Origin of the sequence: Thauera sedimentorum (assembly GCF_014489115.1) — a bacterium.
GTDB classification, from domain to species: Bacteria; Pseudomonadota; Gammaproteobacteria; order Burkholderiales; family Rhodocyclaceae; genus Pseudothauera; species Pseudothauera sedimentorum.
Genome location: NZ_JACTAH010000001.1, coordinates 1244735 through 1269134, shown reverse-complemented (window position 1 = coordinate 1269134; position 24400 = coordinate 1244735). Strand labels below are relative to the sequence as shown.

20 protein-coding genes are annotated in these 24400 nt (G+C 66.2%); 9 read left to right on the top strand and 11 right to left on the bottom strand.

All coding sequences use genetic code 11. The features are described 5' to 3' along the window. Positions 1–13: 13 nt before the first annotated feature. The 9 genes from IAI53_RS05730 (at position 14) to IAI53_RS05690 (ending at position 13049) form a co-directional block, all read left to right on the top strand. Positions 14–937 carry a histone deacetylase family protein gene (locus IAI53_RS05730; RefSeq protein WP_187717163.1) on the top strand — a complete coding sequence of 308 codons (924 nt, stop codon included), beginning with the start codon at positions 14–16 and terminating at the stop codon, positions 935–937. Further along, positions 934–1677, top strand: a complete 744-nt coding sequence (locus IAI53_RS05725; protein WP_187717162.1) for an NYN domain-containing protein — start codon at positions 934–936, stop codon at positions 1675–1677. The genes IAI53_RS05730 and IAI53_RS05725 overlap by 4 nt, the downstream gene beginning before the upstream one ends. A 12-nt stretch (positions 1678–1689) precedes the next feature. Then, positions 1690–2514 carry a DUF429 domain-containing protein gene (locus IAI53_RS05720; RefSeq protein ID WP_187717161.1) on the top strand — a complete coding sequence of 275 codons (825 nt, stop codon included), beginning with the start codon at positions 1690–1692 and terminating at the stop codon, positions 2512–2514. Between the two features lie 275 nt (positions 2515–2789). Continuing rightward, positions 2790–3704 carry an ABC transporter substrate-binding protein gene (locus IAI53_RS05715; protein WP_187717160.1) on the top strand — a complete coding sequence of 305 codons (915 nt, stop codon included), beginning with the start codon at positions 2790–2792 and terminating at the stop codon, positions 3702–3704. Beyond that, entirely contained in the window at positions 3701–6559 is a 2859-nt protein-coding gene (locus tag IAI53_RS05710) for an EAL domain-containing protein (protein ID WP_187717159.1), read from the top strand. Before IAI53_RS05715 ends, IAI53_RS05710 begins: the two co-directional genes overlap by 4 nt. Further along, the gene (locus IAI53_RS05705) at positions 6556–8922 is read left to right on the top strand and encodes a sensor domain-containing protein (protein WP_187717158.1); all 2367 of its coding nucleotides are present in this window, start codon (positions 6556–6558) and stop codon (positions 8920–8922) included. Before IAI53_RS05710 ends, IAI53_RS05705 begins: the two co-directional genes overlap by 4 nt. Further along, a complete protein-coding gene (locus tag IAI53_RS05700; RefSeq protein ID WP_187717157.1) occupies positions 8919–10367 on the top strand; it encodes a PhnD/SsuA/transferrin family substrate-binding protein in 1449 nt (482 codons plus the stop codon). The genes IAI53_RS05705 and IAI53_RS05700 overlap by 4 nt, the downstream gene beginning before the upstream one ends. A gap of 310 nt (positions 10368–10677) precedes the next feature. Next, on the top strand, positions 10678–12153 hold the full coding sequence (locus IAI53_RS05695) for a SulP family inorganic anion transporter (protein WP_187717156.1): 1476 nt from the start codon (positions 10678–10680) through the stop codon (positions 12151–12153). 14 nt (positions 12154–12167) lie between these two features. Beyond that, positions 12168–13049 (top strand): universal stress protein, encoded by an 882-nt coding sequence (locus tag IAI53_RS05690; RefSeq protein WP_222948170.1) that lies wholly within the window; start codon positions 12168–12170, stop codon positions 13047–13049. A gap of 64 nt (positions 13050–13113) precedes the next feature. Here IAI53_RS05690 and IAI53_RS05685 read toward each other — a convergent pair whose 3' ends face one another. The 11 genes from IAI53_RS05685 to badI form a co-directional block, all read right to left on the bottom strand. Further along, complete coding sequence (locus tag IAI53_RS05685) at positions 13114–14313, bottom strand: 3-oxoadipyl-CoA thiolase (protein ID WP_187717155.1); 1200 nt, start codon at positions 14311–14313, stop codon at positions 13114–13116. 26 nt (positions 14314–14339) lie between these two features. Further along, positions 14340–15860: a 3-hydroxyacyl-CoA dehydrogenase gene (locus IAI53_RS05680; protein WP_187717154.1), complete on the bottom strand. Its 1521-nt coding sequence runs from the start codon at positions 15858–15860 to the stop codon at positions 14340–14342. Position 15861: 1 nt separating this feature from the next. Beyond that, on the bottom strand, positions 15862–16632 hold the full coding sequence (locus tag IAI53_RS05675; RefSeq protein WP_187717153.1) for an enoyl-CoA hydratase: 771 nt from the start codon (positions 16630–16632) through the stop codon (positions 15862–15864). Between the two features lie 325 nt (positions 16633–16957). Then, on the bottom strand, positions 16958–17659 hold the full coding sequence (locus IAI53_RS05670; RefSeq protein ID WP_187717152.1) for a nitroreductase: 702 nt from the start codon (positions 17657–17659) through the stop codon (positions 16958–16960). A gap of 32 nt (positions 17660–17691) precedes the next feature. Beyond that, on the bottom strand, positions 17692–18633 hold the full coding sequence (locus tag IAI53_RS05665) for a branched-chain amino acid ABC transporter permease (RefSeq protein ID WP_187717151.1): 942 nt from the start codon (positions 18631–18633) through the stop codon (positions 17692–17694). Further along, the gene (locus tag IAI53_RS05660; RefSeq protein WP_187717150.1) at positions 18634–19521 is read right to left on the bottom strand and encodes a branched-chain amino acid ABC transporter permease; all 888 of its coding nucleotides are present in this window, start codon (positions 19519–19521) and stop codon (positions 18634–18636) included. A gap of 63 nt (positions 19522–19584) precedes the next feature. Further along, positions 19585–20292 carry an ABC transporter ATP-binding protein gene (locus IAI53_RS05655; protein WP_187717149.1) on the bottom strand — a complete coding sequence of 236 codons (708 nt, stop codon included), beginning with the start codon at positions 20290–20292 and terminating at the stop codon, positions 19585–19587. Beyond that, entirely contained in the window at positions 20292–21086 is a 795-nt protein-coding gene (locus IAI53_RS05650) for an ABC transporter ATP-binding protein (protein ID WP_187717148.1), read from the bottom strand. The genes IAI53_RS05655 and IAI53_RS05650 overlap by 1 nt, the downstream gene beginning before the upstream one ends. A gap of 29 nt (positions 21087–21115) precedes the next feature. Next, entirely contained in the window at positions 21116–22294 is a 1179-nt protein-coding gene (locus IAI53_RS05645) for an acyl-CoA dehydrogenase (protein WP_187717147.1), read from the bottom strand. Positions 22295–22342: 48 nt separating this feature from the next. Then, complete coding sequence (locus tag IAI53_RS05640) at positions 22343–23497, bottom strand: acyl-CoA dehydrogenase family protein (protein ID WP_187717146.1); 1155 nt, start codon at positions 23495–23497, stop codon at positions 22343–22345. A gap of 100 nt (positions 23498–23597) precedes the next feature. Continuing rightward, positions 23598–24380, bottom strand: a complete 783-nt coding sequence (badI, locus tag IAI53_RS05635; protein WP_187717145.1) for a 2-ketocyclohexanecarboxyl-CoA hydrolase — start codon at positions 24378–24380, stop codon at positions 23598–23600. Positions 24381–24400: the final 20 nt, after the last annotated feature.

Genomic DNA, 24400 nt, shown 5'->3' with positions numbered 1-24400 from the left:
TTCCGGCCGCCGCGTGAAGCTCTTCTACGCCGACCATTTCGTGCTGCCGCTGCCGCCGGGCCACCGCTTCCCGATGGAGAAGTACGCCCGCCTGCGCGAACGCCTGCAGGCCGGCGGACTGTTCGCGGCCGACGCCTTCCACGTTCCCGAGGCCGCCACCGACGCCGAGATCCTGCGCGCACACGACGCCGCCTACCTGGACCACGTGCAGGCCGGCACGCTGGACGCAGCCGAGATGCGCCGCATCGGTTTTCCGTGGTCGGCGGCCATGGTGGAACGCTCGCGGCGCTCGGCCGGCGCCACCCTGGCGGCCTGCCGCGCGGCCCTGGACGAGGGCTGTGCCGCCAACCTGGCCGGCGGCACCCACCACGCCCACCGCGACTTCGGCTCGGGCTTCTGCGTGTTCAACGATGCCGCCATCGCCGCGCTGGCGATGATCGCCGAAGGCCACGCGCGCCGGGTCGCGGTGGTCGACTGCGACGTGCACCAGGGCGACGGCACCGCCACCATCCTGGCCGGCAATCCGGCCACCTTCACGCTCAGCCTGCACGGCGAGAAGAACTTTCCCTTCCGCAAGGCGGCGAGCGATCTGGACATCGAACTGCCCGACGGCACCGCCGACGCCGCCTACCTGGCCGCGCTCGACGATGCGCTGGTGCAGGTGTTCGACGGCTTCCGCCCGGATCTGGTCATTTACCTCGCCGGCGCCGACCCCTACGAGGGCGACCGCCTCGGCCGCCTGGCGTTGAGCCGCGAGGGGCTGGCCGAGCGCGACCGCCGGGTCTTCTCGGCCTGTCAGTCGGGCAGCGCACCGGTGGCCATCGCCATGGCCGGCGGCTATGCTCACCACATCGACGACACGGTAGCCATCCACGCCGCGACGCTGGAGACCGCTGCCCGCCTGTACCGCACATCGCCCGAGGACACCCCCGCATGACCGACGAAGCCCGCATCGCCCTGCTCATCGACGCCGACAACTGCCCGGCCGCCAAGATCGAAGTCATCCTCGACGAGCTGGCCAAGTACGGCGTCACCAACGTGCGCCGTGCCTACGGCAACTGGAAGAGCACCGGTTTGAAGAGCTGGGAAGAGGTGCTGCACGAGTTCGCCATCCAGCCCATCCAGCAGTTCGCCTACACCAAGGGCAAGAACGCCACCGACAGCGCGATGATCATCGACGCCATGGACCTGCTGTACACCCAGAAGCTGGACGCCTTCTGCATCGCCTCGTCGGACTCCGACTTCACGCCGCTGGTGATGCGCATCCGCACCAACGGCCTCAAGGTGTACGGCTTCGGCGAGAAGAAGACGCCGATGCCCTTCGTGAACGCCTGCTCCAAGTTCCTCTACCTGGAGACGCTCGGCGCGCAACCGCGCACCGAGGAAGAGGCCGCCGCGGCCAACGTGCAGAAAAAGAGCGCCAAGGAGCTCAAGGGCGACGCCCGCCTGGTCACCCTGCTGCGCAACTCGGTCGAGGCCTGCCTGGAAGAGGACGGCTGGGCCAGCCTCTCCGCGGTCGGCTCGCACATCACCAACCAGGCCTCCTTCGACCAGCGCAACTACGGCTACAAGAAGCTCGGCGACCTGATCGAGGCCACCGGCCTGTTCGAATCCGAACGCCGCGGCAGCCATCTCTTCCTGCGCGACAAGCGCAGCACCAAGAAGAACGCCGGCTGAGCGCTGCCGCCGGTGCAGCTCTACGGGATCGACTTCACCAGCGCGCCGCGCCGCGCGAAAGCGATCACGGTGGCCGCCGGCCGGCTGGAGGGCGACCGGCTGCTGCTCGACGGCCTGGAAGCCCTGCCCGACTGGCCGGCCTTCGAAGCCTTCCTGCGCCGCCCCGGCCCCTGGCTCGGCGGCTTCGACTTTCCCTTCGGCCTGCCGCGCGAGGCGGTGCGCGACCTCGGCTGGCCGGACGACTGGGCGGCGCTGGTGGCCCACTGCCGCGCGCTGGGCAAAGCGGCCTTCCGCGCTGCGCTCGACGCCTACCGCGAGAGCCGTCCGCCCGGGCGCCGCTACGCGCATCGCGCCACCGACGGACCGGCGCGCTCGCACAGTCCGCTGAAGCTGGTGAACCCGCCGGTCGGGCTGATGTTCCTTGAAGGTGCGCCGCGACTGCTGGAGGCCGGCATGCACCTGCCCGGGATGCACGCCGGCGACCCGGCACGCGTGGCGCTGGAGGCTTATCCCGGACTGCTCGCGCGCCGGCTCTCCGCGCACTCCTACAAGAGCGACACCCGCAGCCTGCAGAGCGCGGCGCGACGGCAGGCGCGCGCGGACATGGTCGCCTGCCTGCTTCAGGGCGGCCCGCATGTGCCGCTGCGCCTGCATGGCCCGCAAGACCTGCTCGCCCTGTTGGTGGACGACGCGACGGGCGACGCGCTGGACGCGGTACTGGCGCTCGTTCAGGCAGCCAGCGCATGGCGCTGCGGCCCGCCGCACTTCGGTCTCCCTCCCGGTATCGACCCGGTGGAAGGCTGGATCCTCGGCGCCGAACCGCCGAGCGCGGGATGAGCGTTCGCCGGCTTACAACTTAAGTCCAATCCAACCCGGCCAATCCAGTCTTTTTACCTCGGAAAACCCCTATCGGCGATACGTGTTTGTTGGCGGATGAGCATGACTTCCGTAATATTTCCCCCTGCGCCGTCGGCGCTGCCCGGAACGCTCCCAAACCGCCACGCCAGCCTGTATTCGTGCCTTCCCGCCCCCCCCATCATCCTGCCGCCGCGAGCCGCCGACGCTTTCTCGCCGGCGCGTGTGCGAGCGCCATCGCCCTGGGCTTCGGGGGCATGGCCGGATGCCGCCACGCAGCGGCACCGCTGCGCATCGCCAGCAATCAATGGCCGGGCTATGAACCGCTCTATCTCGCCCGCGAACTCGGACTGATTGACCCGGACCGTGTCCGCCTGATCGAACTGCTCTCTGCCACCGACTGCATGCAGGCGCTTGCCGCCGACACTGTCGAAGGCGCGGGCCTGACCCTGGACGAGGTGCTCACCGCACGCGCCGAAGGGCTGGAACTCACCGTCGTGCAGATCTTCAACTTCTCGGCGGGCGCGGACATGATCCTCGCCCGCCCCGGCACCGGGCGCATGGCCGACCTGGCCGGCGGCCGCATCGGCCTGGAGCAGACCGCGCTCGGCGCGCTGATGCTGGCATCGGCGCTGGAACTGAACGACATGCCGGCGAACAGCGTCGAGCGGGTGCCGCTGACCGTCGACCAGCAACGCGAAGCCTTCCTCGCCGGACGTGTGGACGCCGTGGTGACCTTCGAGCCGGTCGCCTCGCTGTTGCTGGCCTCCGGTGCGGTGCGGGTATTCGACAGCCGCGCGATTCCCGGTCGCATCGTCGATGTGCTGGCCGTCTCGCCTGCGGCGCTGGAACGCTCGGACGGCGCGCTGCGCCACCTGGTCGAAGCGCACTTCACCGCCCTCGAACACACCCGCACCCAGCCTCAGGACGCGGCTTACCGCATGGCCCCGCGGCTGGGCGTTTCCCCCCAGGACGTGCGCAAGGCGCTGGCCGGCCTGCACATGCCCGACGCGGCCGAGAACCGCGAACTCCTCCTGCCGCCGGCCACAGCGCTGCACGAGACTGCGCTGCGCCTGCAGGACATCATGCTCGCCAACGGCCTGCTGCCCCAGCGCCAATCGCTCGACGGACTGTTCGACCACCGCTTCCTGCCCGACCTGGAGGCCGCATGATCCGCCGTCTGCCGCTGCGCTTCGAGCTTCCGCTCATCCTGCTCGTCACTCTGGCGGTGATCCTCGGCACTTCGCTGGCGAGCGCGCTCTGGCATGCACGCAAGGACATTCTCGACAGCGCGCGCACCGACCTGCAGGCCGAGGTCGGCCATCTGTTGCGCATGGCCGAGCGCGAACTGCACCGCTCGCCCGGTATCGTCGAGGCAGACCTCACCCATGCTGCCACCGATCCGCGTGTGCGCACGGTGGCCCTGATCGGCCCGGATGGCCGCGTATTGATGGCCAACCGCTTCGCCTGGAAAGGCGAGCCGGCGGTCCGCGTGCTGAACGAACTGCCCGAGGACGAACTCAGGCCGCAGGGTTCGCGCGTGCCGCGCCTGACGGTAGCAGACGACGGCGACACCCTCTACGCGCTGGCCACGGTGTTCCTGCATCGCGACGGCAGTGCCGAACGCAGCGCCACGCGGGGCCTGCTCTACATGGCCTACGACCTGCGCGCGGCCTATGCCGCCGGGCAGGCCGATGTGGTCGCCGGGCGCTTGCCGGAGTTCATGGGCAGCATCGTCTTCGTGCTGCTGCTGGGCGTGTGGCTCTACCGTCATCTTTCCCGCCCCCTGCACCACCTGGACCAGGCCGCCAAGCGCCTGGCCGCCGGTGTGGGCGGACCGTCGATCCGCGCCTCTGGCCCGCTGGAGATCGTCCGGCTGACCGAAACCTTCAACCACATGGAGGCGCAGATCCAGGCGAACCTCGCCGCGCTGCGCGACAGCGAAACGCGCTATCGCCGCCTCTTCGACGCCCATCCGCTGCCGTTGTGGGTGCAAGACTCGGCATCCGGCGCCCTGCTCGCGGTGAATGAGGCCGCAATCGCACACTACGGCTATCCGCGCGAACGCTTTCTGGCGCTGACGACCGGCCAGTTGGCCACAACGCCGGAAGAGCATCCCGACGCCGCCGGCGTGGTGCGCCATCGCCGCGCGGATGGCTCGATCATCGAGGTCGAACTGATCTCCCACCCGGTCGACTGGCTCGGCCACCAAGCAGACCTCGTCTCCGCCCACGACGTCACCGCCCGCCGCCAGGCCGAGCGGGACCTGCGCCTGGCGGCGGCGGCCTTCGAGACCTCGGAGGCGATCATGGTGACCGATGCGCAGGGCTTCATCCTGCGCATCAACCAGGCCTTCACCCGCATCACCGGCTACGACGCCGGCGCGGTGGCCGGACAGACGCCCCGCCTGCTGAAATCCGGCCATCAGGACGCTGCCTTCTACGACGAACTCTGGGCTGCGATCACCGGACCGGGCCATTGGGAAGGGGAAATCTGGAACCGGCACAGCGACGGCCACGTGTATCCGCAGTGGCTGTCGGTACGCGCAGTGCGCGACGAAAGCGGCACGCTCACCCACTTCGTGTCCAACTTCTTCGATCTGTCGGAACGCAAGGCGGCCGAACAGGCAATCCACCGCCTGTCCAACCACGACGCGCTGACCGATCTGCCCAACCGCAGCCTGTTTCGCGACCGCCTCACCCAGGCCCTGGTGGCCGCCCGACGGGGCTCGCACTTCGGCGCGGTGCTGCAACTCGACATCGACCGTTTCAAGGCCATCAACGACGCTCGCGGCCACGCCCTGGGCGACGAACTGCTGCGCCGCGTTGCCGAACGCCTGCAGGACGGCCTGCGCGAGGGCGACACCCTGGCCCGCCTGGGGGCCGACGAATTCGCCGTGCTGCTGCCCAACCTGCGGCCGCCCGCCGACGCCGCCGCCCGCGCCGCACACCACATTGCCGAGAAGCTGCGCAACCGCTTCGAGCAGGCCTTCGAGATCGACGGCACGCGCTACCACATCGCCGCCAGCATCGGGGTGACGCTCTTCCCCAAGGGCCAGGACGGTGCCGACGATCTGCTGCGCGAAACCGATACCGCGCTCTATCAGGCCAAGGCTTCGGGGCGCAACACGGTGTGCTTCTTCGAGGCGGCGATGGGTGCCCAGGCCCAGGCCCGCTTCGCGCTCGAATCCGAGCTGCGCCAGGCCATCGAGAACGACGAGCTGGTGCTCTACCTGCAGCCGCAGTGCGGTATCGACGGCCGCCTGGAGGGCGCCGAAGCCCTGGTGCGCTGGCGCCACCCGCAGCGCGGCCTCGTGCCGCCGGGCCTGTTCATTCCGGTGGCCGAGGACAGCGGCCTGATCGTCCCGCTGGGCGACTGGGTGCTGACCCGCTGCTGCGAACTGCTCGCCCGCCAGGAGATGAGCCATCTGCCGCTGCGCATCGCGGTCAACGTGAGCCCGCGCCAGTTCCGTCAGGCGGACTTCGTCCAGCGCGTGCGCCATACGCTGGCCAGCACCGGCGCCGACCCCACCCGTCTGCTGCTCGAGGTGACCGAAGGGGTGATGCTCGACAACCTGGCCGACACGGTAGGCAAGATGAGCGAGCTGGCCGCGCTTGGCATCCATTTCTCGATCGACGATTTCGGCACCGGCTATTCCAGCCTGGCCTACCTGAAGCGCCTGCCCATCCACGAACTCAAGATCGACAAGGCCTTCATCCAGGACGCGCCCAGCGACCCCAACGACGCCGCGCTGGTCGACGCCATCCTGGCCGTGGCTCGCCACCTCAACCTGCGCGTGGTCGCCGAGGGTGTCGAAACCGAAGATCAGGCCGCCTTCCTGCGCAGCCGCGGCCCACTGCTCTACCAGGGCTACCTCACCGGCCGGCCCGAGCCCGCCGAACAGCAGCTCGACCACTGGCTGGCCTCGCAGGGGCAGATCTTTCCCGCCGGGAACACAGACGGACGGCTAACATCGTCCACCACCGCCGATGCCGCCAGGGCGGCCGGAGAGACACCCACCGAATGAATATGATCCACAAGTTCCTCGCGCCGCTGGCCAACACCCTCCGCAACCGGCGCGTGCGCTGGGCGATGCTGCCGCTGATGCTGGTTGCCGCCACCGCAGTGGCCTCGCTGGCCAAGGCCCAGCACGACCTGCTGTCCTCGCTGTTCCAGCAGCACACCGCGGTGATGATGTTCATCGAGCCGGTCACCGGACGCATCGTGGATGCCAACGCCGCCGCCGACCGTTTCTACGGCTACGGCCAGGGCAAGCTGATCGGGCGCAGCATCGACGAGATCAACGCCCTCGGCGCGGACGAGGTGGCCGCCGAGCGCGCCCGCGCGCAAAGCGAACGGCGCAACTACTTCGTCTTCCCGCACCGCCTGGCCAATGGCGAGATCCGCACGGTGGAGGTGTATTCCTCGCCGGTCCGGCTGGACGACGGGCAACTGGTGCTGTTCTCCATCATCCACGACATCACCGGCAAGCAGATCGCCGAGGCCGACCTGCTGGACTACAAGAACCGTCTGGAGGAACTGGTGGACCAGCGCACGCGCGAGGCACTGTCCGCCCGTGAGGCCACCGACCGCATCCTCCTGGGGGCGATCGTCGCGCAGGTGATCGTCATCCTGCTGCTGGTGCTGAGCATGGTCCGCCTGCGCCGCAGCAAACGCGAACTCGCCCGGCGAGAGGAAGAGCTCTCCACGCTGATCGACGCCCTGCCCGACGTGGTGCGCCTGAAGGACGGCAAGGGCCGCTGGCAGCAGGCCAACCGCTACGCGCTGGAACTCTTCGGCCTGTCAGAAACCGACTACCGGGGCCATACCGACGCAGAGCTGGCCTTCCGCCAGGGTCAGTCGCGCCGTGCGCTGCTCGGCCACGAGCGCGCCGACGACGACGCCTGGAACAACCGGGCCGCGGTGCGCATCGAGGAGAAGATCCCCACGTCCGACGGCCAGAGCATGGTGTTCGACACCATCAAGGTGCCGCTCTTCCATGCCGACGGCAGCCGCAACGGGCTGGTGAGCATCGGCCGCGACATCACCGACCGGCGCCGCGCGGAATCCGAGATCGCCCGCCTGGCCTACTTCGACCCGCTCACCGGCCTGCCCAACCGCCGCCTGCTCAACGACCGCCTCGCCCACGCGGTGGCGGTGGCACGCCGCTCGGGCCACCACGGCGCGCTGCTGCTGCTCGATCTGGACTACTTCAAGACGCTCAACGACGCCCGCGGCCACGACATGGGCGACCGCGTGCTGAAGGCCGTGGCCGAGCGCCTGGGGGCAGAACTGCGCGAAAGCGACACCCTGTCGCGCTTCGGCGGCGACGAGTTCGTGCTGCTTCTGCCGGAGATCTCTCCCCACCCGCAGCTGGCCGCCGACATGGCCCGCAGCGTGGCCGAGAAGCTGCGCAGCGTGCTGAGCCAACCCTTCGAGATGGACGGCGAGCAGATCGCCCTGGGGGCGAGCATAGGCGTCACCCTCTTCCCTGCAGCCGAGGGCGGCGACGTCTCGGAGCTGCTCAAGCAGGCCGACACCGCGATGTACCAGGCCAAGGCCGCCGGACGCAACATCGTGCGCTTCTTCGAACCCGAGATGCAGGCCCGCGCGGAGATGCGCTTCATGCTCGAAGCCGAGCTGCGCCACGCGGTCGAGCATGACGAACTGCGTCTCTACCTGCAGCCGCAGTACGACGGCGAACGGTGCATGCGCGGCGCCGAAGCCCTGCTGCGCTGGCACCATCCGCGCCGCGGGCTGATCTCCCCGGCCAGCTTCATCCCCATCGCCGAGGAAACCGGGCTGATCGTCGAACTGGGCGACTGGGTGCTGCGCCGCGCCTGCCGCCTGCTCACCATGCCTGCCCTGGCCGAGAGCCCGCTGCGCATCTCGGTGAACGTCAGTCCGCGGCAGTTCCACCGCATCGGCTTCATCGACCGGGTACGCGACATCCTGGCCGAAACCGGCGCGGACGCCAGCCGCCTGACCTTCGAGGTCACCGAGAGCCTGGTGATCGACAAGGTGCACCAGACCGTCGCCACCATGTCCGAGCTCGCCGCGCTGGGCATACACTTCTCGATCGACGACTTCGGCACCGGCTACTCCTCGCTGGCCTATCTGAAGCGCCTGCCGATCAACGAGCTGAAGATCGACCGCAGCTTCATCCAGGACGCACCCACCGACCCCAACGACGCCGCGCTGGTCGACGCCATCCTGTCGATCGCCGATCACCTGAAGATCGCCGTGGTCGCCGAGGGGGTGGAGACCGAGGCGCAGGCCGCCTTCCTCGCCTCGCGCACGCCCATGCTCTACCAGGGTTATCTGTACTGCCGTCCCGAGCCGGTCGAGGCCTTCATCCAGCGCGTGCGCGACACGCAGGTCAGCGGATGAGCATGCGGCGCCCCGCAGCGTGGCAGCTGGCCACGATCGCCCTGCTGGCGATGGCCGCCCTGGCCCTGCCGCTGCAGGCGGCTGCCGCGCAGACCCTGCGCATCGGCGTGCTGGCCTTTCGGCCTGCGGCCGACACCCTGGCACGCTGGCAGCCCACTGCGGACTATCTGGGTGCCCAGCTGCCCGGCTACCGCTTCGAGATCGTCCCGGCGGGCTATCCGGAACTCGAAGCGGCGGTGGCCAGCCATCAGGTGGATCTGGTGCTGACCAATCCGAGCCACTACATCGTCCTGAATGCCGATCATCAGCTGCAGCGCATCGCCACCTTGGTCGTCGATGAGCAGGGGCGCAATCTCACCGCCTTCGGCGGCGTCGTCGCGGTGCGCGCCGGCGACGCGCATCTGCAGGACATCGACGACTTGCGCGGCGCCACGGTGGCCAGTCCCGAGCGCGGTTCGCTGGGCGGCTACCAGGTGCAGGCGCAGGTGCTGCAGGAAGCCGGCCTGGACCCCCAGCACGACGTCACCATGCTGTTTACCGGCATGCCGCACGACCGCGCGCTGGACGCTTTGCTTGCCGGCCAGGCCGATGCCGCCTTCGTCCGCACCGGGGTCGTCGAAGCCATGCTCGCCGAAGGCCGGCTCGCGCCCGGGCAGTTGCGCGTGCTCAACAGGCAACGGCTGCCGAGCTTTCCCTTCCTGCTGTCGACCCGCCTCTATCCGGAATGGCCGCTGTCGATACAACCCCATGTGGACGAACGGCTCGCCCGGCGGATTGCCGCCGCCCTCCTCAGCCTGCCGGAGGACGCGCCCGCGGCCCGGCAGGGCGGCTATGCCGGATGGGCCTACCCCGCCGACTACGAACCGGTGCGCCGGCTGCTGGAGGCGCTGTCGCTGCCGCCCTACGATGGCCAGCGACGCGCGCGTCCGGTGGCCCACACCGACGCCTCGGTCCTGCCGGTCGCGGCCGGCGCGCTGGTGGTGCTCACCCTGGGCCTGCTGACCGTCCTTGCAGTCCTGGCCCGCAGCAAGCGGCAGATCGCCGTGCTGCGTACGGAACTCGACCGTAACCGCAATCGTCTCGACGTGCTGACCGGGAACCTGCCCGGTGCGAGCTACCGCTGCCTGGCCGACAACACCCTGCGCCACCCGGTCGAGGTGGATCAGGGCATCGAGGACCTCACCGGCTATCCCGCCGCGCACTTCCTGTCCGGCCGCGTACTGTTCGGCGACCTCTGCTTTGCGGAGGACCGCAGCCGCATCGACGAGGCCGTCGCCCAGGCGATCGCTGACGACCGATCCTACGCCCTCGACTACCGTATCCGCCATGCCGACGGCGGTACCCGCCACGTGCACGAGCGCGGCCGCCCGACGCGCGACGCGGAAGGCCGCGTGTGGCTGGACGGCATCGTGCTGGACGCCGAGCAGCTTCGCCCGCGGGGCTGACAGGCTTGCCGCCGCTGCAGGCCTGGCGGGCACTTCCATCGGCGTGCCTGCATTGTTGCGCTGCAGCAATTTCTGTATAGTGCTGCCCCTCAGTCCATCGTCGGCCGCCGGGCCGGCGTTCCTGCAGCCCTCCATACCGGATTCCCACCCGTGTAATACCTGACTCATCGACGCGAGCACCACGTTCATCACGCCCTTCGCCCGCGCGCGAGTCCGCCGCCGTCCACCGCGACAGCCGCTGCAAGACCACACCCGACAGACCCGAACAAGGGCTACGCCATCGAGCCGCCCGACGGAAAGGCACGTACACATGAAGAACCTGCGACAGGACTGGTTTTCCAACGTCCGCAACGACCTGCTGGCCGGCCTGGTGGTCGCGCTGGCGCTGATCCCGGAGGCGATCGCCTTCTCCATCATCGCCGGGGTCGACCCCAAGGTGGGGCTCTACGCCTCGTTCTCCATCGCCACCATCATCGCCTTCACCGGCGGCCGCCCCGGCATGATCTCGGCCGCCACCGGCGCCATGGCGCTGGTGATGGTCACCCTGGTCAAGGAGCACGGGCTGGAATACCTGCTCGCCGCCACCGTGCTCACCGGCGTCCTGCAGATCGTCGCCGGCTGGGTGCGGCTCGGACGCCTGATGCGCTTCGTCTCGCGCTCGGTGGTCACCGGCTTCGTCAATGCGCTGGCCATCCTCATCTTCATGGCCCAGTTGCCGGAGCTGACCAACGTCACTTGGCATGTGTATGCGATGACCGCCGCCGGCCTGGGCATCATCTACCTCTTCCCCCGCATCACCCGGGCCGTGCCTTCGCCGCTGGTCACCATCGTGGTGCTCACCGCGGTGGCGATCTTCCTGGACCTGGACATCCGCACCGTGGGCGACATGGGCGAGCTGCCGGACAGCCTGCCGGTATTCCTCATCCCCGACGTGCCTTTCACCCTGGAGACGCTGGCGATCATCTTCCCGTACTCGCTCACCCTGATGGTGGTCGGCCTGCTGGAATCGCTGATGACCGCCACCATCGTGGACGACCTCACCGACTCCAGGAGCGACAAGAACCGCGAATGCGTCGGCCAGGGCGTGGCCAACATCGCCACCGGCTTCATCGGCGGCATGGCCGGCTGCGCGATGATCGGCCAGTCGGTGATCAACGTGAAGTCCGGCGGCCGCGGGCGGCTGTCCACCCTGACCGCCGGCGTGGTGCTGCTGATCCTGGTGGTCTTCCTCGGCGACTGGGTGAGCCGCATTCCGATGGCCGCACTGGTGGCGGTGATGATCATGGTCTCCATCGGCACCTTCAACTGGAGCTCGATCCGCAACCTGCGCGAACACCCGAAGAGCTCCAGCGTGGTGATGCTGGCCACGGTGGCAGTGACCGTGCTCACCCACGACCTGGCCAAGGGCGTACTGGTCGGCGTGCTGCTCTCCGGCTTCTTCTTCGCGCACAAGGTCGGCATGGTGCTGCACATCGGCTCCAAGGCCGAAAGCGAAGGCCGCACCCGCCGCTACCGCGTGTTCGGCCAGGTGTTCTTCGCCTCGGCCGACCGCTTCGTCGCCGCCTTCGACTTCAAGGAGGTGATCGAGCGCGTCGTCATCGACGTCTCGCGTGCGCACTTCTGGGACATCACCGCGATCAGCGCGCTGGACAAGGTGGTGGTGAAGTTCCGCCGCGAGGGCACCGAGGTGGAGATCATCGGCCTCAACGAAGCCAGCGCCACCATGGTCGACCGCTTCGCGGTGCATGACAAACCCGACGCCGTCGAACGGCTGATGGGCCACTGAGCGGAGAACCGGACATGAACACCAAGCTCAAGATCAATGCCGACAACAAGGTACTGGCCTGCGTGGACCGCTCCCGCTTTGCCGACTACGTTACCGATTACGCCGCCTGGGCCGCGGAGCGCATGAGTGCACCGCTGGAACTGCTGCACGTCATCGACCGCCACCCGGAGATCGGCTCCGGCGACGACCACAGCGGGGCCATCGGCTTCAACGCACAGGAGAACCTGCTCAACGAACTGTCCGAGAAGGACGCCCAGCGCGCCCGCGACGAGCGCGAGGCCGGCCGCATCTTCCTCAACCGCCTCCGCCAGCGCGCCATCGACGCCGGCGTGCCCGCCCCGGACATGCGCCAGCGCCACGGCGAACTGGGCGAAACCCTGGCCGAGCACGAGGCCGGCGTGCGCCTCTTCGTCCTCGGCCGGCGCGGCGAATCGGCCGAAACCACCCAGCGCGACCTGGGACGCAACGTCGAGCACGTGGTGCGCTCGCTGCACAAGCCCATCCTCACCGTCACCGAGGGCTTCCGCGAGCCCCGCCGCGTGCTGATCGCCTACGACGGCAGCGGCGTCACCCGGCGCGGCGTGGAGATGGTGGCCGCCAGCCCGCTGTTCCGCGGCCTGCCGGTGCACCTGCTGATGTCCGGCAAGGCCCGTCAGGACGGCCCCAAGCAGATCGAATGGGCGCAGAAGACACTGCAGGACGCCGGCTTCGAGGCCCCGGCGCAAGTCCTCCCGGGCGACCCGGAGAGCGTCATCGCCCGCGCGGTGCAGGAGCTGGAGATCGACATCCTGGTGATGGGCGCCTACGCCCACTCGCCGCTGCGCAGCCTGTTGCTCGGCAGCAAGACCACCGACCTGCTGCGTTCGTCGAAGATCCCCACGCTGCTGCTGCGCTGAGATCCGGCCTGAGCAATCGTTTGATTCAGTGCCTTCAGTTGAGGTTTTACACCCCGAAAAGCACTCAGCAGCGTTCGATCACCACCGCAATGCCCTGTCCCACGCCGATACACAGGCTTAGCACCGCGTAACGCCCCCCGCGTCGACGCAGTTCCCGTACCGCGCTCAGCGCGATGCGCGCCCCGGATGCGCCAAGCGGATGACCGACCGCAATCGCACCACCGTTGGGATTGACCCGCGGATCGTCGAAAGCGACGGCGAGCTGCTTCAAGCAGCCCAGCACTTGGGGAGCGAAGGCCTCATTGATCTCGATCACGTCCATATCGGCCAGCCTCAAACCTGCCCGCTCCAACGCCTTGGGAATGGCGTGGGCCGGCCCCAAACCCATGACGCGCGGTTCGACCCCGGCCACCGCACCGGCGAGAATCCGCGCCTGTGGCTCGACGCCCGCCCGCTCTCCGGCCTTCAGGTTGCCAATGAGCACGGCTGCCGCGCCATCATTCAGGCCGGACGCATTGCCGGCGGTAACAACACCGCCATGCAGGGGCTTGAGTGCAGCAAGGCTGTCGAGGGTGGCATCCGGGCGCGGATGCTCATCTTCGGCCACTTGGCGCGGGGGCTGCTTCCGCCCATTGGGTACCGCAAGCGGCAGAAGTTCACCTGCAAAGAAACCGTCCGCGCGAGCTTTCGCGTAGCGGGTCTGCGAAGCGAGCGCAAAACGGTCGCTCTCTGCCCGGGCAATGCCCAGTTCCGTGGCAACGATGTCAGCCGTCTCGGGCATGGTGTGGTTGCCGTAGCGTGCCACCAGCTCAGGATTGGGGAAACGCGCGCCAATGGTGGAATCGAAAACTTTGAACTCACGGCTCCAGGCCGCCTCCGCCTTACCGATCACGAAGGGTGCTCGGCTCATGCTTTCAACGCCACCGGCGACGTAGAGTGCGCCCTCCCCGCTGCTGACTGCCCGCGCACAGTCCAGCACTGCCGCCAGACCGCTACCGCACAGGCGGTTGACCGTCTGCCCCGGCACGGTAGCCGGCAACCCTGCAAGCAGGGCCGCATGGCGGGCGACGTTACGGCTATCCTCACCGGACTGCGCCGCGCAGCCAAGGACCACGTCCTCGATCTGCGCGGGATCGAAGCCCGAGCGCTGGATCAACTCGGTGATTACCACCGCGGCCAAATCGTCGGGGCGCACGGGCGCCAGTGCGCCGCCGTGACGGCCAAAAGGCGAGCGCAGGCCGCCATAAATGTAGGCATTCAACATCAGCGTATTCCTTGATCGTTTATTGCTCAGCCTTCCTGCGTGCGGAGGGAGGCGTTCAGGCGGGCTCTGCGTGCCAGCCAGGGGCTCGGGCGGTAGCGCGGATCGCCGGACAGTTGGTGCAGGTTTTCCAGAATGCGCAGAACTTTACCCGCGCCCAGCGCATCGCCCATTGCCAACGGACCATTGGGGTAACCGAGCCCCAGGGACACCGCGCAGTCGATATCCTCGGGCGAGGCGATTCCCTGCTGCGCCATGTCACAGGCGATATTGACGATCATCGCCATCACCCGCTGCACGACGCAGCCAGCGCTATCCCGAATCACCGATACCGACCAGCCCGCTGCGGCCATTGCAGCCCACACCGCATCGCGAGCCCAATGAGCGCAGAGCGGGTTGGTCATCAAGGTGGCATGCAGGTCGACGAACAGTGGATCGATCGCTACCGTACGTACCGGGTCCAACCCGGCCTCAACCACACAGCTGCTGCAATCTCGCCCAAGCGGCAGAACCACGCAGACCGAGTCGGCCGCGGGTCGCGCGCCCTCATCCACCGGAACGCCGGCCGTTTTCAAACGTACGAGCAAGAGTTCGCGCACGTCACCCTCACCTTCGGCAATCCACAGCGCTCGCGCCGACAACGCCGGCGCCGTAGGCTGGGCGGGTAGCGCTCCCTTGCCATCGACGTAGGAATAGAAGCCCTGTCCGCTCTTGCGTCCGAGCAGGCCGGCCTTCATGCGTTGGCGGGCAATCGGTGACGGGCGGTAGCGCGCCTCCTGGTAGTACTGGTTGTAGATCGTCTCCATGACCGGGTGAGATACATCCAGCCCGGTCAGGTCGAGCAACTCAAAGGGCCCCATGCGGAACCCTGCTGCCTCGCGCAGAATGCGGTCGACGACATGAAACGGCGCCACGTTCTCGCCAACAATGCGCAGCGCCTCGGTGAGAAAGCCGCGCCCGGCATGGTTCACGATAAAACCCGGGGTGTCGCTGGCACGCACCGGTCGGTGTCCCATACGCTGCGCCAGCACCATCAGGCTGTCACCCACAGCCGGGTCGCCGAGCACGCCGTCGATCACTTCGACCACCTTCATCAGCGGCACTGGACTAAAGAAGTGGAAACCTGCCACCCTAGCGGGGTGGCGACACGCCGCGGCTACTTCGGTCACCGACAGCGAGGAGGTATTGGTAGCCAGTATGCAGTGCGGCGTGACCACCGCTTCGAGCGCCGCGAAGAGTTCGCGCTTGACCGCAAGATCCTCCACCACCGCTTCAACGACCACATCGCAGCCGGCCAGGTCGGCCAGCGCGTCAGCCACACGGATGCGCCCAAGCGCAGCGGTGGCCTCATCAGCAGTCATGCGGCCCTTGCCGCGCAGCATGTCGAGTGTGTCGCTCAGCGCCTGACGGGCCTGTCGCACGGTATCGTCGCGTGCATCGTGCAGGACGACCTCAATGCCCGCTGTGGCGGCAATCTGTGCGATGCCGCGCCCCATCAGGCCAGCACCGACGATACCTAATCGCAGATCTGGACGATTGATATCCGTCATCTCAGCATCCCCTGAAGATCGGCGCGCGCTTTTCGAGGAAGGCGCTCATGCCTTCGCGCTTGTCGGCACTGGCAAGCAGCAACTGGAAGGCCTTGCGTTCCAGCATCAGCGCCGTATCCAAGGGCGCATCGAGACCCGCCAACAGCACTTCCTTGATCTGTGCGACTGCCAACGGTGGTAGTGCGGAGATTTGTCCGGCGAGCGCCAAGGCGCGAGGCAGCACCTCCTCATCGGCCACTAGCTCGCTGACCAAGCCGAGTTCGGCTGCCTTCGGTGCGCTGATCGGCTCACCGGTAAGCAGCATCCGCAAGGCATTGAACTTACCCACCGCACGCGCCAAACGCTGAGTGCCTCCCGCGCCCGGGATGACGCCAACCCGTACTTCGGGCTGACCGAAGCTGGCGCTTTGGCCAGCCACGATGATGTCCGCGTGCATGGCCAACTCACAACCACCGCCCAGCGCATGGCCATTGACTGCTGCGATGACGGGCTTGGGGCACCCCGCAATCGCCTCCCACATGCGCTGATTGTTAAGCAGCAGTACCTCTATCGGTCCAGCGTCGAGCAAGGCCTTCAGGTCCGCACCCGCGGCAAAGACGCGCTCGTTCCCGGTCAGCACTATACAGCGCACCGTCTCGTCGGCCGAAAGTGCGCGAAAGTGCTCGGCGAGTTGCGCACGCAGTGACTGACTCAACGCATTGCGCGCCTCAGGCCGATTCAGTCGAAGCAAGGCGACATGGGGCTGTGGATGTTCGAGAAGTACATCACTCATTCAGGATTCTCCGGTCGGACACAGGGGTTCTGCGGACGAACCCCGTTAGCTGCACAGACAATATCCGTCCAAGCATTTTGAGTCAATGTATTTACTTAGTTATTCAACAAACACTTAAACGTATGGTTGCTTTAAGAAATTTCCTGTCGTTTCCATGCGGCACGCACAAAAAAACGGCCCGACGGTGGACCATCGAGCCGCGCAAGGCCGGCAGGGAAGCGTGGAGACTGAACAGGGAATCTTCCCGCCGGTCACGCAAACGCACCGGGCACGAACCCGGACGCAGGTGATCGGGGTGATGCCGAGGTCGGCACCTTCACAGATATCAGCGATGCCAGACAACGACCTCCTCAAGCGGCGCGCGCTCACTCACCAGGGTGTTCTCCGGCGCGTGCGGGTCGGGGTGGCCAAGTGCTATGGCACATACCACCTGTTCATTCGGCGGCAGATCCAGCACATGTTCGATGATGCGGTGATAGTCGATCCAGGCGGCCTGCGGGCAAGTACCCAAACCTCGCGCATCAGCCGCCAGCATGACGTTCTGCAAAAACATGCCGTAATCCAGCCAGCTACCCTTGCCGAGGCGCCGGTCGATGGTAAACATCAGCCCGACCGGCGCCCCGAAGAACTCAAAATTGCGCCGGTGCTGCACCTTCATGCGCGGACCGTCGCCCTTGGCAATACCGAGCAGCCCGTAGAGATCCCAGCCGACCTTTCGACGCCGCGCCAGGTAGGGCTCAAAGAACTCGGGCGGGTAGTAGTCATACTCCGGCGTATGGCTGCCATCCGCCACATCAAACGCCTTGCAGGTTTCATCCATCACGCGACCGAGCGTGGCACCCGTCAGCACATGCACCCGCCACGGCTGAATATTGGTGCCAGAGGGTGCCCGCGTGGCAACGTTCAGGATGTCCCTCAGGATGTCCTCACCAACCTCGTCGGGCAGAAAGCGGCGAATCGACCTGCGGCCGATCATCACTTGATCGACGATCCGGCTGACCGTCGCCACCGGGTCTGGTGCATTCATAGTTGTGATTTCCTTGGGGAGTATGAGTCAGATCAACGCGTCTTCTCGCCGATCATTCGCCGATAGAGCGCGACGCTCTCGCCTACGATACCGCGGCGGAACACCAGCACACAGAACACGAAGAGTGCCCCCATGATCACCGTCACCAGCGAACCGACCTTGTCCGCCAGTTCGGTCTGCAGCAACACCACCACCCCCGCGCCAACAACAGGCCCCATGACCGTTCCCATGCCGCCCAGCAGGGTCATCAGAACGACCTCGCCCGATGTGTGCCAATGGACATCAGTCAAGGTCGCGAAGCCGAACACCAGCACCTTGAGCGCACCTGCCAGTCCCGAAAGCCCAGCGGAGAGCACAAAAGCTAGGAGTTTGTAGCGGTCAACGTCGTAGCCCAGCGACACCGCGCGCGCCTCGTTCTCGCGAATGGCCTTGAGCGCCTGCCCGAACGGCGAATGGATGGTGCGCAGGATCAACCAGAATGCCGCAGCAAACAGCGCCACCACGAGGTAGTACAAGGCATAGTCATTTGACAGGTCGATACCCGCGAGGCTGCCGCGCGGCACGCCCTGCAGGCCGTTCTCACCACCGGTAAAGGGCGACTGCAGGAAGACGAAGTACATCATCTGCGCGAGGGCGAGGGTGATCATCGCGAAGTAGATGCCCTGCCGACGAATCGCCAGCGCACCAATCACCAAGCCGAGCAGTGCGGCCGCCGCAGTGCCCACGGCAAGACCGACGAGCGTGGGTAAGCCCCAGGCACTCAAAGCATGTCCGGTCAGGTAGGCGGCACTTCCGAGAAATACGGCATGGCCGAAGGACAGCAAGCCGGTATAGCCGAGTAGCAGATTGAAGGCGCACGCGAACAGCGCGAAGCACAGCACCTTCATGATCAGTACCGGGTAGATCGCGGCCGGCGCCAGGAGCAACAGGACGAGCGCGGCGAGATAGCCGAGCCGGGCGGTCGTGGCACTCATTCAGTTCTCCTTTCCGAACAAGCCGGTCGGCCGAAACATCAGCACGATGACCATGACGACGAAAATCACGGTAGAGCTCGCTTGGGCGTAAAACACCTTGGTCAGCCCTTCCAGCACCCCAAGCCCCAGCCCCGTGATGATCGACCCCATGATCGAACCCATGCCGCCAATCACGACCACAGCGAATACGGTGATGATCATGTTCGAACTCATCAAGGGACTGACCTGGGTGGTGGGCGCAGCCAGCACTCCGGCGAACCCGGCCAGGGCCGAACCGAAGGCGTAGGTCAGCATCACCATCACCGGCACATTGATGCCGAAGGCCTGAGTCAGTGCCGGATTCTCGGTCGCCGCACGCAGATAGGCGCCAAGGCGGGTCTTTTCGATCATGTACCACGTGAATAGGCACACAAAAAGCGAGGCCACGATCACCCACAGCCGGTACTTCGGCATGAACATGAAGCCCAGGTCGACCGCGCCGGCAAGCGCCGGCGGAATCGAATAGGGTTGCCCGGATGAGCCGAACACATAGCGGAAGCCGCCGGTGATGATCAGCGCCAGCCCAAAGGTCAGCAGCAGGCCATAGAGGTGGTCGAGCTTGTAGATCCACTTCAAAAGGGAGCGCTCGATGACGATTCCGATGGCACCGACCGCGGCCGGCACCAGCAACAGCGACCACCAATAGCCAACACCGAGATGTACAAACGCAATCCAGGCGAACATCGCACCCATCATGTACATGGCGCCATGCGCAAAGTTGATGATCTGCAGCATGCCGAAGATCACGGCCAGCCCCAGGCTCATCAGGGCGTAGAAAGAGCCGTTGACGAGGCCTAGCATCAGCTGGCCCATCAACGCAGCGAGCGGAATGCCGAATATTTCAGTCATTTGGCAGGACTCCGATGAATTGAGTAGCACCCGCACCCACGGTGCGGAAGGTGGCGGGAGGCGTCATACACCGAGCATCTCCTGCAGGTGACCCATGCGCGAGGCCAGTTCGCTCTGGGCGATTTCCATGGCGATCTGGCCGTGCTCGACCACGAACATGCGGTCAGCCAGCGGTGCCGCAAAACGGAAGTTCTGCTCGACCAGGACGATGGTGTAGTCCTTCTGCTTGAGTTCCCGAATGACCTCCCCAAGCTTCTGGACGACAACCGGCGCCAAGCCCTCGGAGATTTCGTCGAGCAGCAGCAAGCGCGCGCCGGTGCGCAGGATGCGGGCCAGTGCAAGCATCTGCTGCTCGCCCCCCGACAAACGGGTGCCCTGGCTGTGGCGACGTTCCGCCAGGTTCGGGAACATGGTGTAGAGCTCTTCGACACTCATCCCACCGCTGCCGACACGCGGCGGCATCATCAGGTTCTCTTCGGTAGTCAGGCCTGAATAGATGCCGCGTTCCTCCGGGCAATAGCCGACACCCAACTGGGCGATCTTGTGCGGCGCCATGCCGATCGCCTCCCGGCCATTGATCATGATGGAGCCGGTGCGCTTGCCGGTTAGGCCCATCAGCGCACGCAGCGTCGTGGTGCGCCCCGCTCCGTTACGCCCGAGCAGACTCACACACTCGCCACGGCGCACGGTGAAATCCATGCCGTGAAGAATGTGCGATTCGCCGTAGAACGCATGCAGCTTGGACACACGCAGGTATTCCGTGGCGCTCATCAGTGGGCTCCCGCGAGTTCGGCAGCCTCGCTGCCCATGTAGGCCTCGATCACCACCGGGTTGGACGACACTTCGGCGTAGTCCCCTTCGGCGAGAACCGCTCCGCGGGCCAGCACGGTGATGCGGTCGCAGATACCGGACACCACCTTCATGTTGTGCTCCACCATCAGGATGCTGCGGTTGGCCGACACCTTCTTGATCAACGCCATGACCCGTTCGACATCTTCAAGGCCCATGCCCTGGGTTGGCTCATCCAGCAGCATCAGTTCCGGATCGAGCGCCAGGGTGGTCGCAATCTCCAACGCCCGCTTGCGGCCGTAGGGCATTTCCACCGTCACCATCCGCGCGTAGCTCTCCAGGCCGACTTCGGCCAGCAAGGCCATCGCGCGCTCGTTGAGGCAGTCGAGGCTGCGATCGGACTTCCAGAAATGAAAGGAGGTGCCGAGCTTGCGTTGCAGGGCAACGCGAACGTTTTCCAGCACGGTCATGTGCGGGAACACCGCCGAAATCTGGAAGGAACGCACCATCCCCTTGCGGGCGATGCACTGGGGCGACTCCCCGGTTATGTCCTGACCCTTGAACAGAATCCTGCCCCGCGTGGGCTGCAGAAACTTGGTCAGCAGATTGAAACAGGTCGTCTTGCCCGCCCCGTTCGGACCAATCAGCGCATGGATGTCTCCGCGCCGGATTTTCAGGTTCACACCGTCGACCGCCACGAAGCCGCGGAACTCTTTGACGAGTCCCGCCGTTTCAAGAATCAGGTCGTCCGCTGCTTGTGCAGTCTTGTCCGTCATCGTCTCCTCCTTTCCGCGATCCGGTCTTGTCAGCCCGAAAAGGCCTGGATGCCGGTCTGCGCGCGCCCGAGAATCAGCGCGTGGATGTCGTGCGTGCCTTCGTAGGTGTTCACCACTTCCAGGTTCACCAGGTGGCGGGCCACGCCGAACTCGTCCGAGATGCCGTTGCCGCCCATCATGTCGCGCGCCATGCGGGCGATATCCAGCGCCTTGCCACAGGAATTGCGCTTGATGATGGAGGTAATTTCCACCGGGGCAATACCTTCGTCCTTCATGCGTCCCACGCGCAGGCAGGCCTGCAGGCCAAGCACGATCTCGGTCTGCATGTCGGCCAGCTTCTTCTGAATGAGCTGGTTGGCGGCCAGCGGGCGGCCGAACTGCTTGCGGTCGAGCACGTACTGGCGCGCGCGGTGCCAGCAGTCTTCGGCTGCACCCAGTGCGCCCCAGGCGATGCCGTAGCGCGCCGAGTTGAGGCAGGTAAACGGACCCTTGAGGCCGCGCACTTCGGGGAAGGCGTTCTCTTCCGGGCAGAACACCTCGTCCATGACGATCTCGCCGGTGATCGAGGCGCGCAGGCCGACCTTGCCGTGAATGGCCGGAGCCGACAGACCCTTCCAGCCCTTCTCCAGGACGAAGCCGCGAATCTTGCCCTCGTCGTCCTTGGCCCAGACCACGAAGACGTCTGCGATCGGGCTGTTGGTGATCCACATCTTGCTGCCGGAGAGGCTGTAGCCGCCATCGACCTTGCGGGCGCGGGTGACCATGGAGCCGGGGTCGGAGCCGTGGTTCGGCTCGGTGAGGCCGAAGCAGCCGATCCACTCGCCGCTGGCAAGCTTTGGCAGGTACTTGCGCTTGGTGGCTTCGTTGCCGAACTCGAAGATCGGCACCATCACCAGCGAGCTTTGCACGCTCATCATCGAGCGGTAGCCGGAATCCACCCGTTCCACCTCGCGCGCGATCAGGCCGTAGCTCACATAGTTCAGACCGGCGCCGCCGTATTCGGTGGGGATGGTCGGCCCGAGCAGCCCCATCTCGCCCATCTCGCGGAAGATTGCGGGATCGGTGGTTTCATGACGGAACGCGTCCTGCACACGCGGCAGCAGCTTGCCCTGCGAATAGGCCTCGGCCGCGTCACGGATCATGCGCTCGTCCTCGTCCAGTTGCAGATCGAGCAGAAGCGGGTCATCCCATTTGAACGTGTTCTTCATCCATGTCTCCTTTGTATTCCTGCGATTCGGCGTATGGCGCAGCGCGCGTCAGCCGTTGTGGGCCCGGATCATGTTGCGGGCGACGACCAGTTGCTGGATCTGGGTAGTGCCTTCGAAGAGACGGAACAGCCGTACATCGCGGTAGAAGCGCTCGATGCCGTACTCGGACAAGTAGCCCGCGCCACCAAAGATTTGCACCGCACGGTCGGCAACCCGACCGCACATTTCGGAGGCGAACATCTTGGCGCACGAGGCCTCGGTGCCGACATCCAGCCCCAGGTCGCGACGGCGTGCCGCATCGATCACCATGCTGCGGGCGGCGTAGATCTCTGCCTTGCTGTCGGCCAGCATGGCCTGGACAAGCTGGAATTCGGCAATCGGCCGGCCGAACTGCTTGCGCTCACAGGCGTAGCGCAGTGCGTCTTCCAGCATGCGCTCGGCCACGCCGACGGAAATTGCTGCAATGTTGATGCGCCCCTTGTCGAGCACCTTCATCGCGGTCTTGAAGCCGACGCCCTCGACACCGCCAATCAAGTTGGCGGCCGGCACCCTGCAGTCCTCGAAGATCACATCGCAGGTGTGGGAGCCCTTGTGGCCCATCTTCTCGTCCGGCACGCCCAACGACAGGCCGGGGGTACCTTTCTCCACAATGAAGGCCGAGATGCCATCCGCGCCCTTCTTTGCCGGATCGGTACGCGCCATCACCGTGAAAATGCCAGCCTCGGGCGCGTTGGTGATGTAGCGCTTGGTGCCATTGAGCACATAGAAGTCGCCATCACGTATGGCGGTGGTGCGCACACTGGCTGCATCGGAGCCGCTGTCCGGCTCGGTCAGTGCGAAGGAGCCGATGATCTCGCCGCTGGCGAGCTTCGGCAGATAGAAGGCCTTCTGCTCCGGGGTGCCGTCGATGACGATACCCTGGCCCCCGATGCCGTTGTTGGTGGCGAAGATGGAGCGAAAACACGGGGAGGTATGGCCGATCTCAAAGGTCAGCAGCACCTCCTCTTCCATCGTCAGCCCCATGCCCCCGTGCTCCTCGGGCAGACAGATGCCGAACAGACCCAGCTGTTTCATGTCTTCGAGCACGTCGTCGGGAATCCGGTCGGTCTCGGCAACCGTGGCCTCGGCCGGCACCAGGCGTTCGCGCACGAAGCGCGAGATCGTGTCCAGCAGTATGTTCAGTGTTTCCTGGTCGCGGATCATTCTTGTCAGTCTCCGAGGCTATTGGGGGAAGGCAAAGGCAGGAGGTCGCGGCGCGGCACGAGTGGAGGGAGAGAGAGGTCTCGTGCCGCGCCGTACCGTCTTACTTGACGTGCTTGCGGAACTCCGGCTTGCGCTTTTCGCGGAAGGCGTTGCCCCCTTCGGCCGATTCGGGGGTTTCGTAGTAGAGCTTGAGCGCGTGCATTGCCAGCCCGCCCATGCCACGGATCATTTCGGTATCAACGTTGAAGGACTTCTTCGCCAGCGCGATGGCCGTGGGGCTCTTTTCGACGATTTCGTCGCACCACTTCTTCACCTCGGCATCGAGCTGATCCTGCGGCACCACGGCGTTGACCAGCCCCATCTGCAGCGCTTCCTGGGCGGTGTAACGACGGCACAGGTACCAGATTTCACGCGCCTTCTTCTCGCCCACAACCCGCGCCAGCAGCGCGGTACCGAAACCGGGGTCGACCGAGCCGACGCGCGGTCCGGCCTGACCGAGCTGGGCGTTGTCGGAGGCGATGGCCAGATCGCAGATCGTCACCAGCACGTTTCCCCCACCGATCGCGTAGCCATTGACGCGCGCGATCACCGGCTTCGAGATGTCGCGGATCGCGCTCTGCACTTCCTCGATCGGCAGACCGATGACGCCGCGGCCACCGTAACCGCCGTCCTGCGTACCCTGATCACCGCCGGTGCAGAAGGCCTTTTCGCCCGCACCGGTGAGCACGACCACGCCGATGCTCTTGTCGAAATCCGCGTCCTTGAACGCGTGGATCATTTCCTCGCAGGTCTGGGCGCGGAAGGCGTTGAACTGCTTGGGGCGGTTGATGGTGATGGTGGCGATGCCATCGGCCTTGGTGTAGAGGATGTCTTCGTATTGCATGTTCGTGAATTCCTTGCTGT

Bases quoted from the DNA above. Each gene is read 5' to 3' on its own strand.
- IAI53_RS05675 (WP_187717153.1), bottom strand. From the start codon at position 16,632: ATGAGTGATGTACTTCTCGAACATCCACAGCCCCATGTCGCCTTGCTT.
- IAI53_RS05710 (WP_187717159.1), top strand. From the start codon at position 3,701: ATGATCCGCCGTCTGCCGCTGCGCTTCGAGCTTCCGCTCATCCTGCTC.
- IAI53_RS05655 (WP_187717149.1), bottom strand. From the start codon at position 20,292: ATGAGCGCCACGGAATACCTGCGTGTGTCCAAGCTGCATGCGTTCTAC.
- IAI53_RS05670 (WP_187717152.1), bottom strand. From the start codon at position 17,659: ATGAATGCACCAGACCCGGTGGCGACGGTCAGCCGGATCGTCGATCAA.
- IAI53_RS05715 (WP_187717160.1), top strand. From the start codon at position 2,790: ATGGCCGGATGCCGCCACGCAGCGGCACCGCTGCGCATCGCCAGCAAT.
- IAI53_RS05665 (WP_187717151.1), bottom strand. From the start codon at position 18,633: ATGAGTGCCACGACCGCCCGGCTCGGCTATCTCGCCGCGCTCGTCCTG.
- IAI53_RS05705 (WP_187717158.1), top strand. From the start codon at position 6,556: ATGAATATGATCCACAAGTTCCTCGCGCCGCTGGCCAACACCCTCCGC.
- IAI53_RS05660 (WP_187717150.1), bottom strand. From the start codon at position 19,521: ATGACTGAAATATTCGGCATTCCGCTCGCTGCGTTGATGGGCCAGCTG.
- IAI53_RS05690 (WP_222948170.1), top strand. From the start codon at position 12,168: ATGAACACCAAGCTCAAGATCAATGCCGACAACAAGGTACTGGCCTGC.
- IAI53_RS05685 (WP_187717155.1), bottom strand. From the start codon at position 14,313: ATGTTGAATGCCTACATTTATGGCGGCCTGCGCTCGCCTTTTGGCCGT.
- IAI53_RS05680 (WP_187717154.1), bottom strand. From the start codon at position 15,860: ATGACGGATATCAATCGTCCAGATCTGCGATTAGGTATCGTCGGTGCT.
- IAI53_RS05725 (WP_187717162.1), top strand. From the start codon at position 934: ATGACCGACGAAGCCCGCATCGCCCTGCTCATCGACGCCGACAACTGC.
- IAI53_RS05650 (WP_187717148.1), bottom strand. From the start codon at position 21,086: ATGACGGACAAGACTGCACAAGCAGCGGACGACCTGATTCTTGAAACG.
- IAI53_RS05700 (WP_187717157.1), top strand. From the start codon at position 8,919: ATGAGCATGCGGCGCCCCGCAGCGTGGCAGCTGGCCACGATCGCCCTG.
- IAI53_RS05645 (WP_187717147.1), bottom strand. From the start codon at position 22,294: ATGAAGAACACGTTCAAATGGGATGACCCGCTTCTGCTCGATCTGCAA.
- IAI53_RS05640 (WP_187717146.1), bottom strand. From the start codon at position 23,497: ATGATCCGCGACCAGGAAACACTGAACATACTGCTGGACACGATCTCG.
- IAI53_RS05695 (WP_187717156.1), top strand. From the start codon at position 10,678: ATGAAGAACCTGCGACAGGACTGGTTTTCCAACGTCCGCAACGACCTG.
- badI (WP_187717145.1), bottom strand. From the start codon at position 24,380: ATGCAATACGAAGACATCCTCTACACCAAGGCCGATGGCATCGCCACC.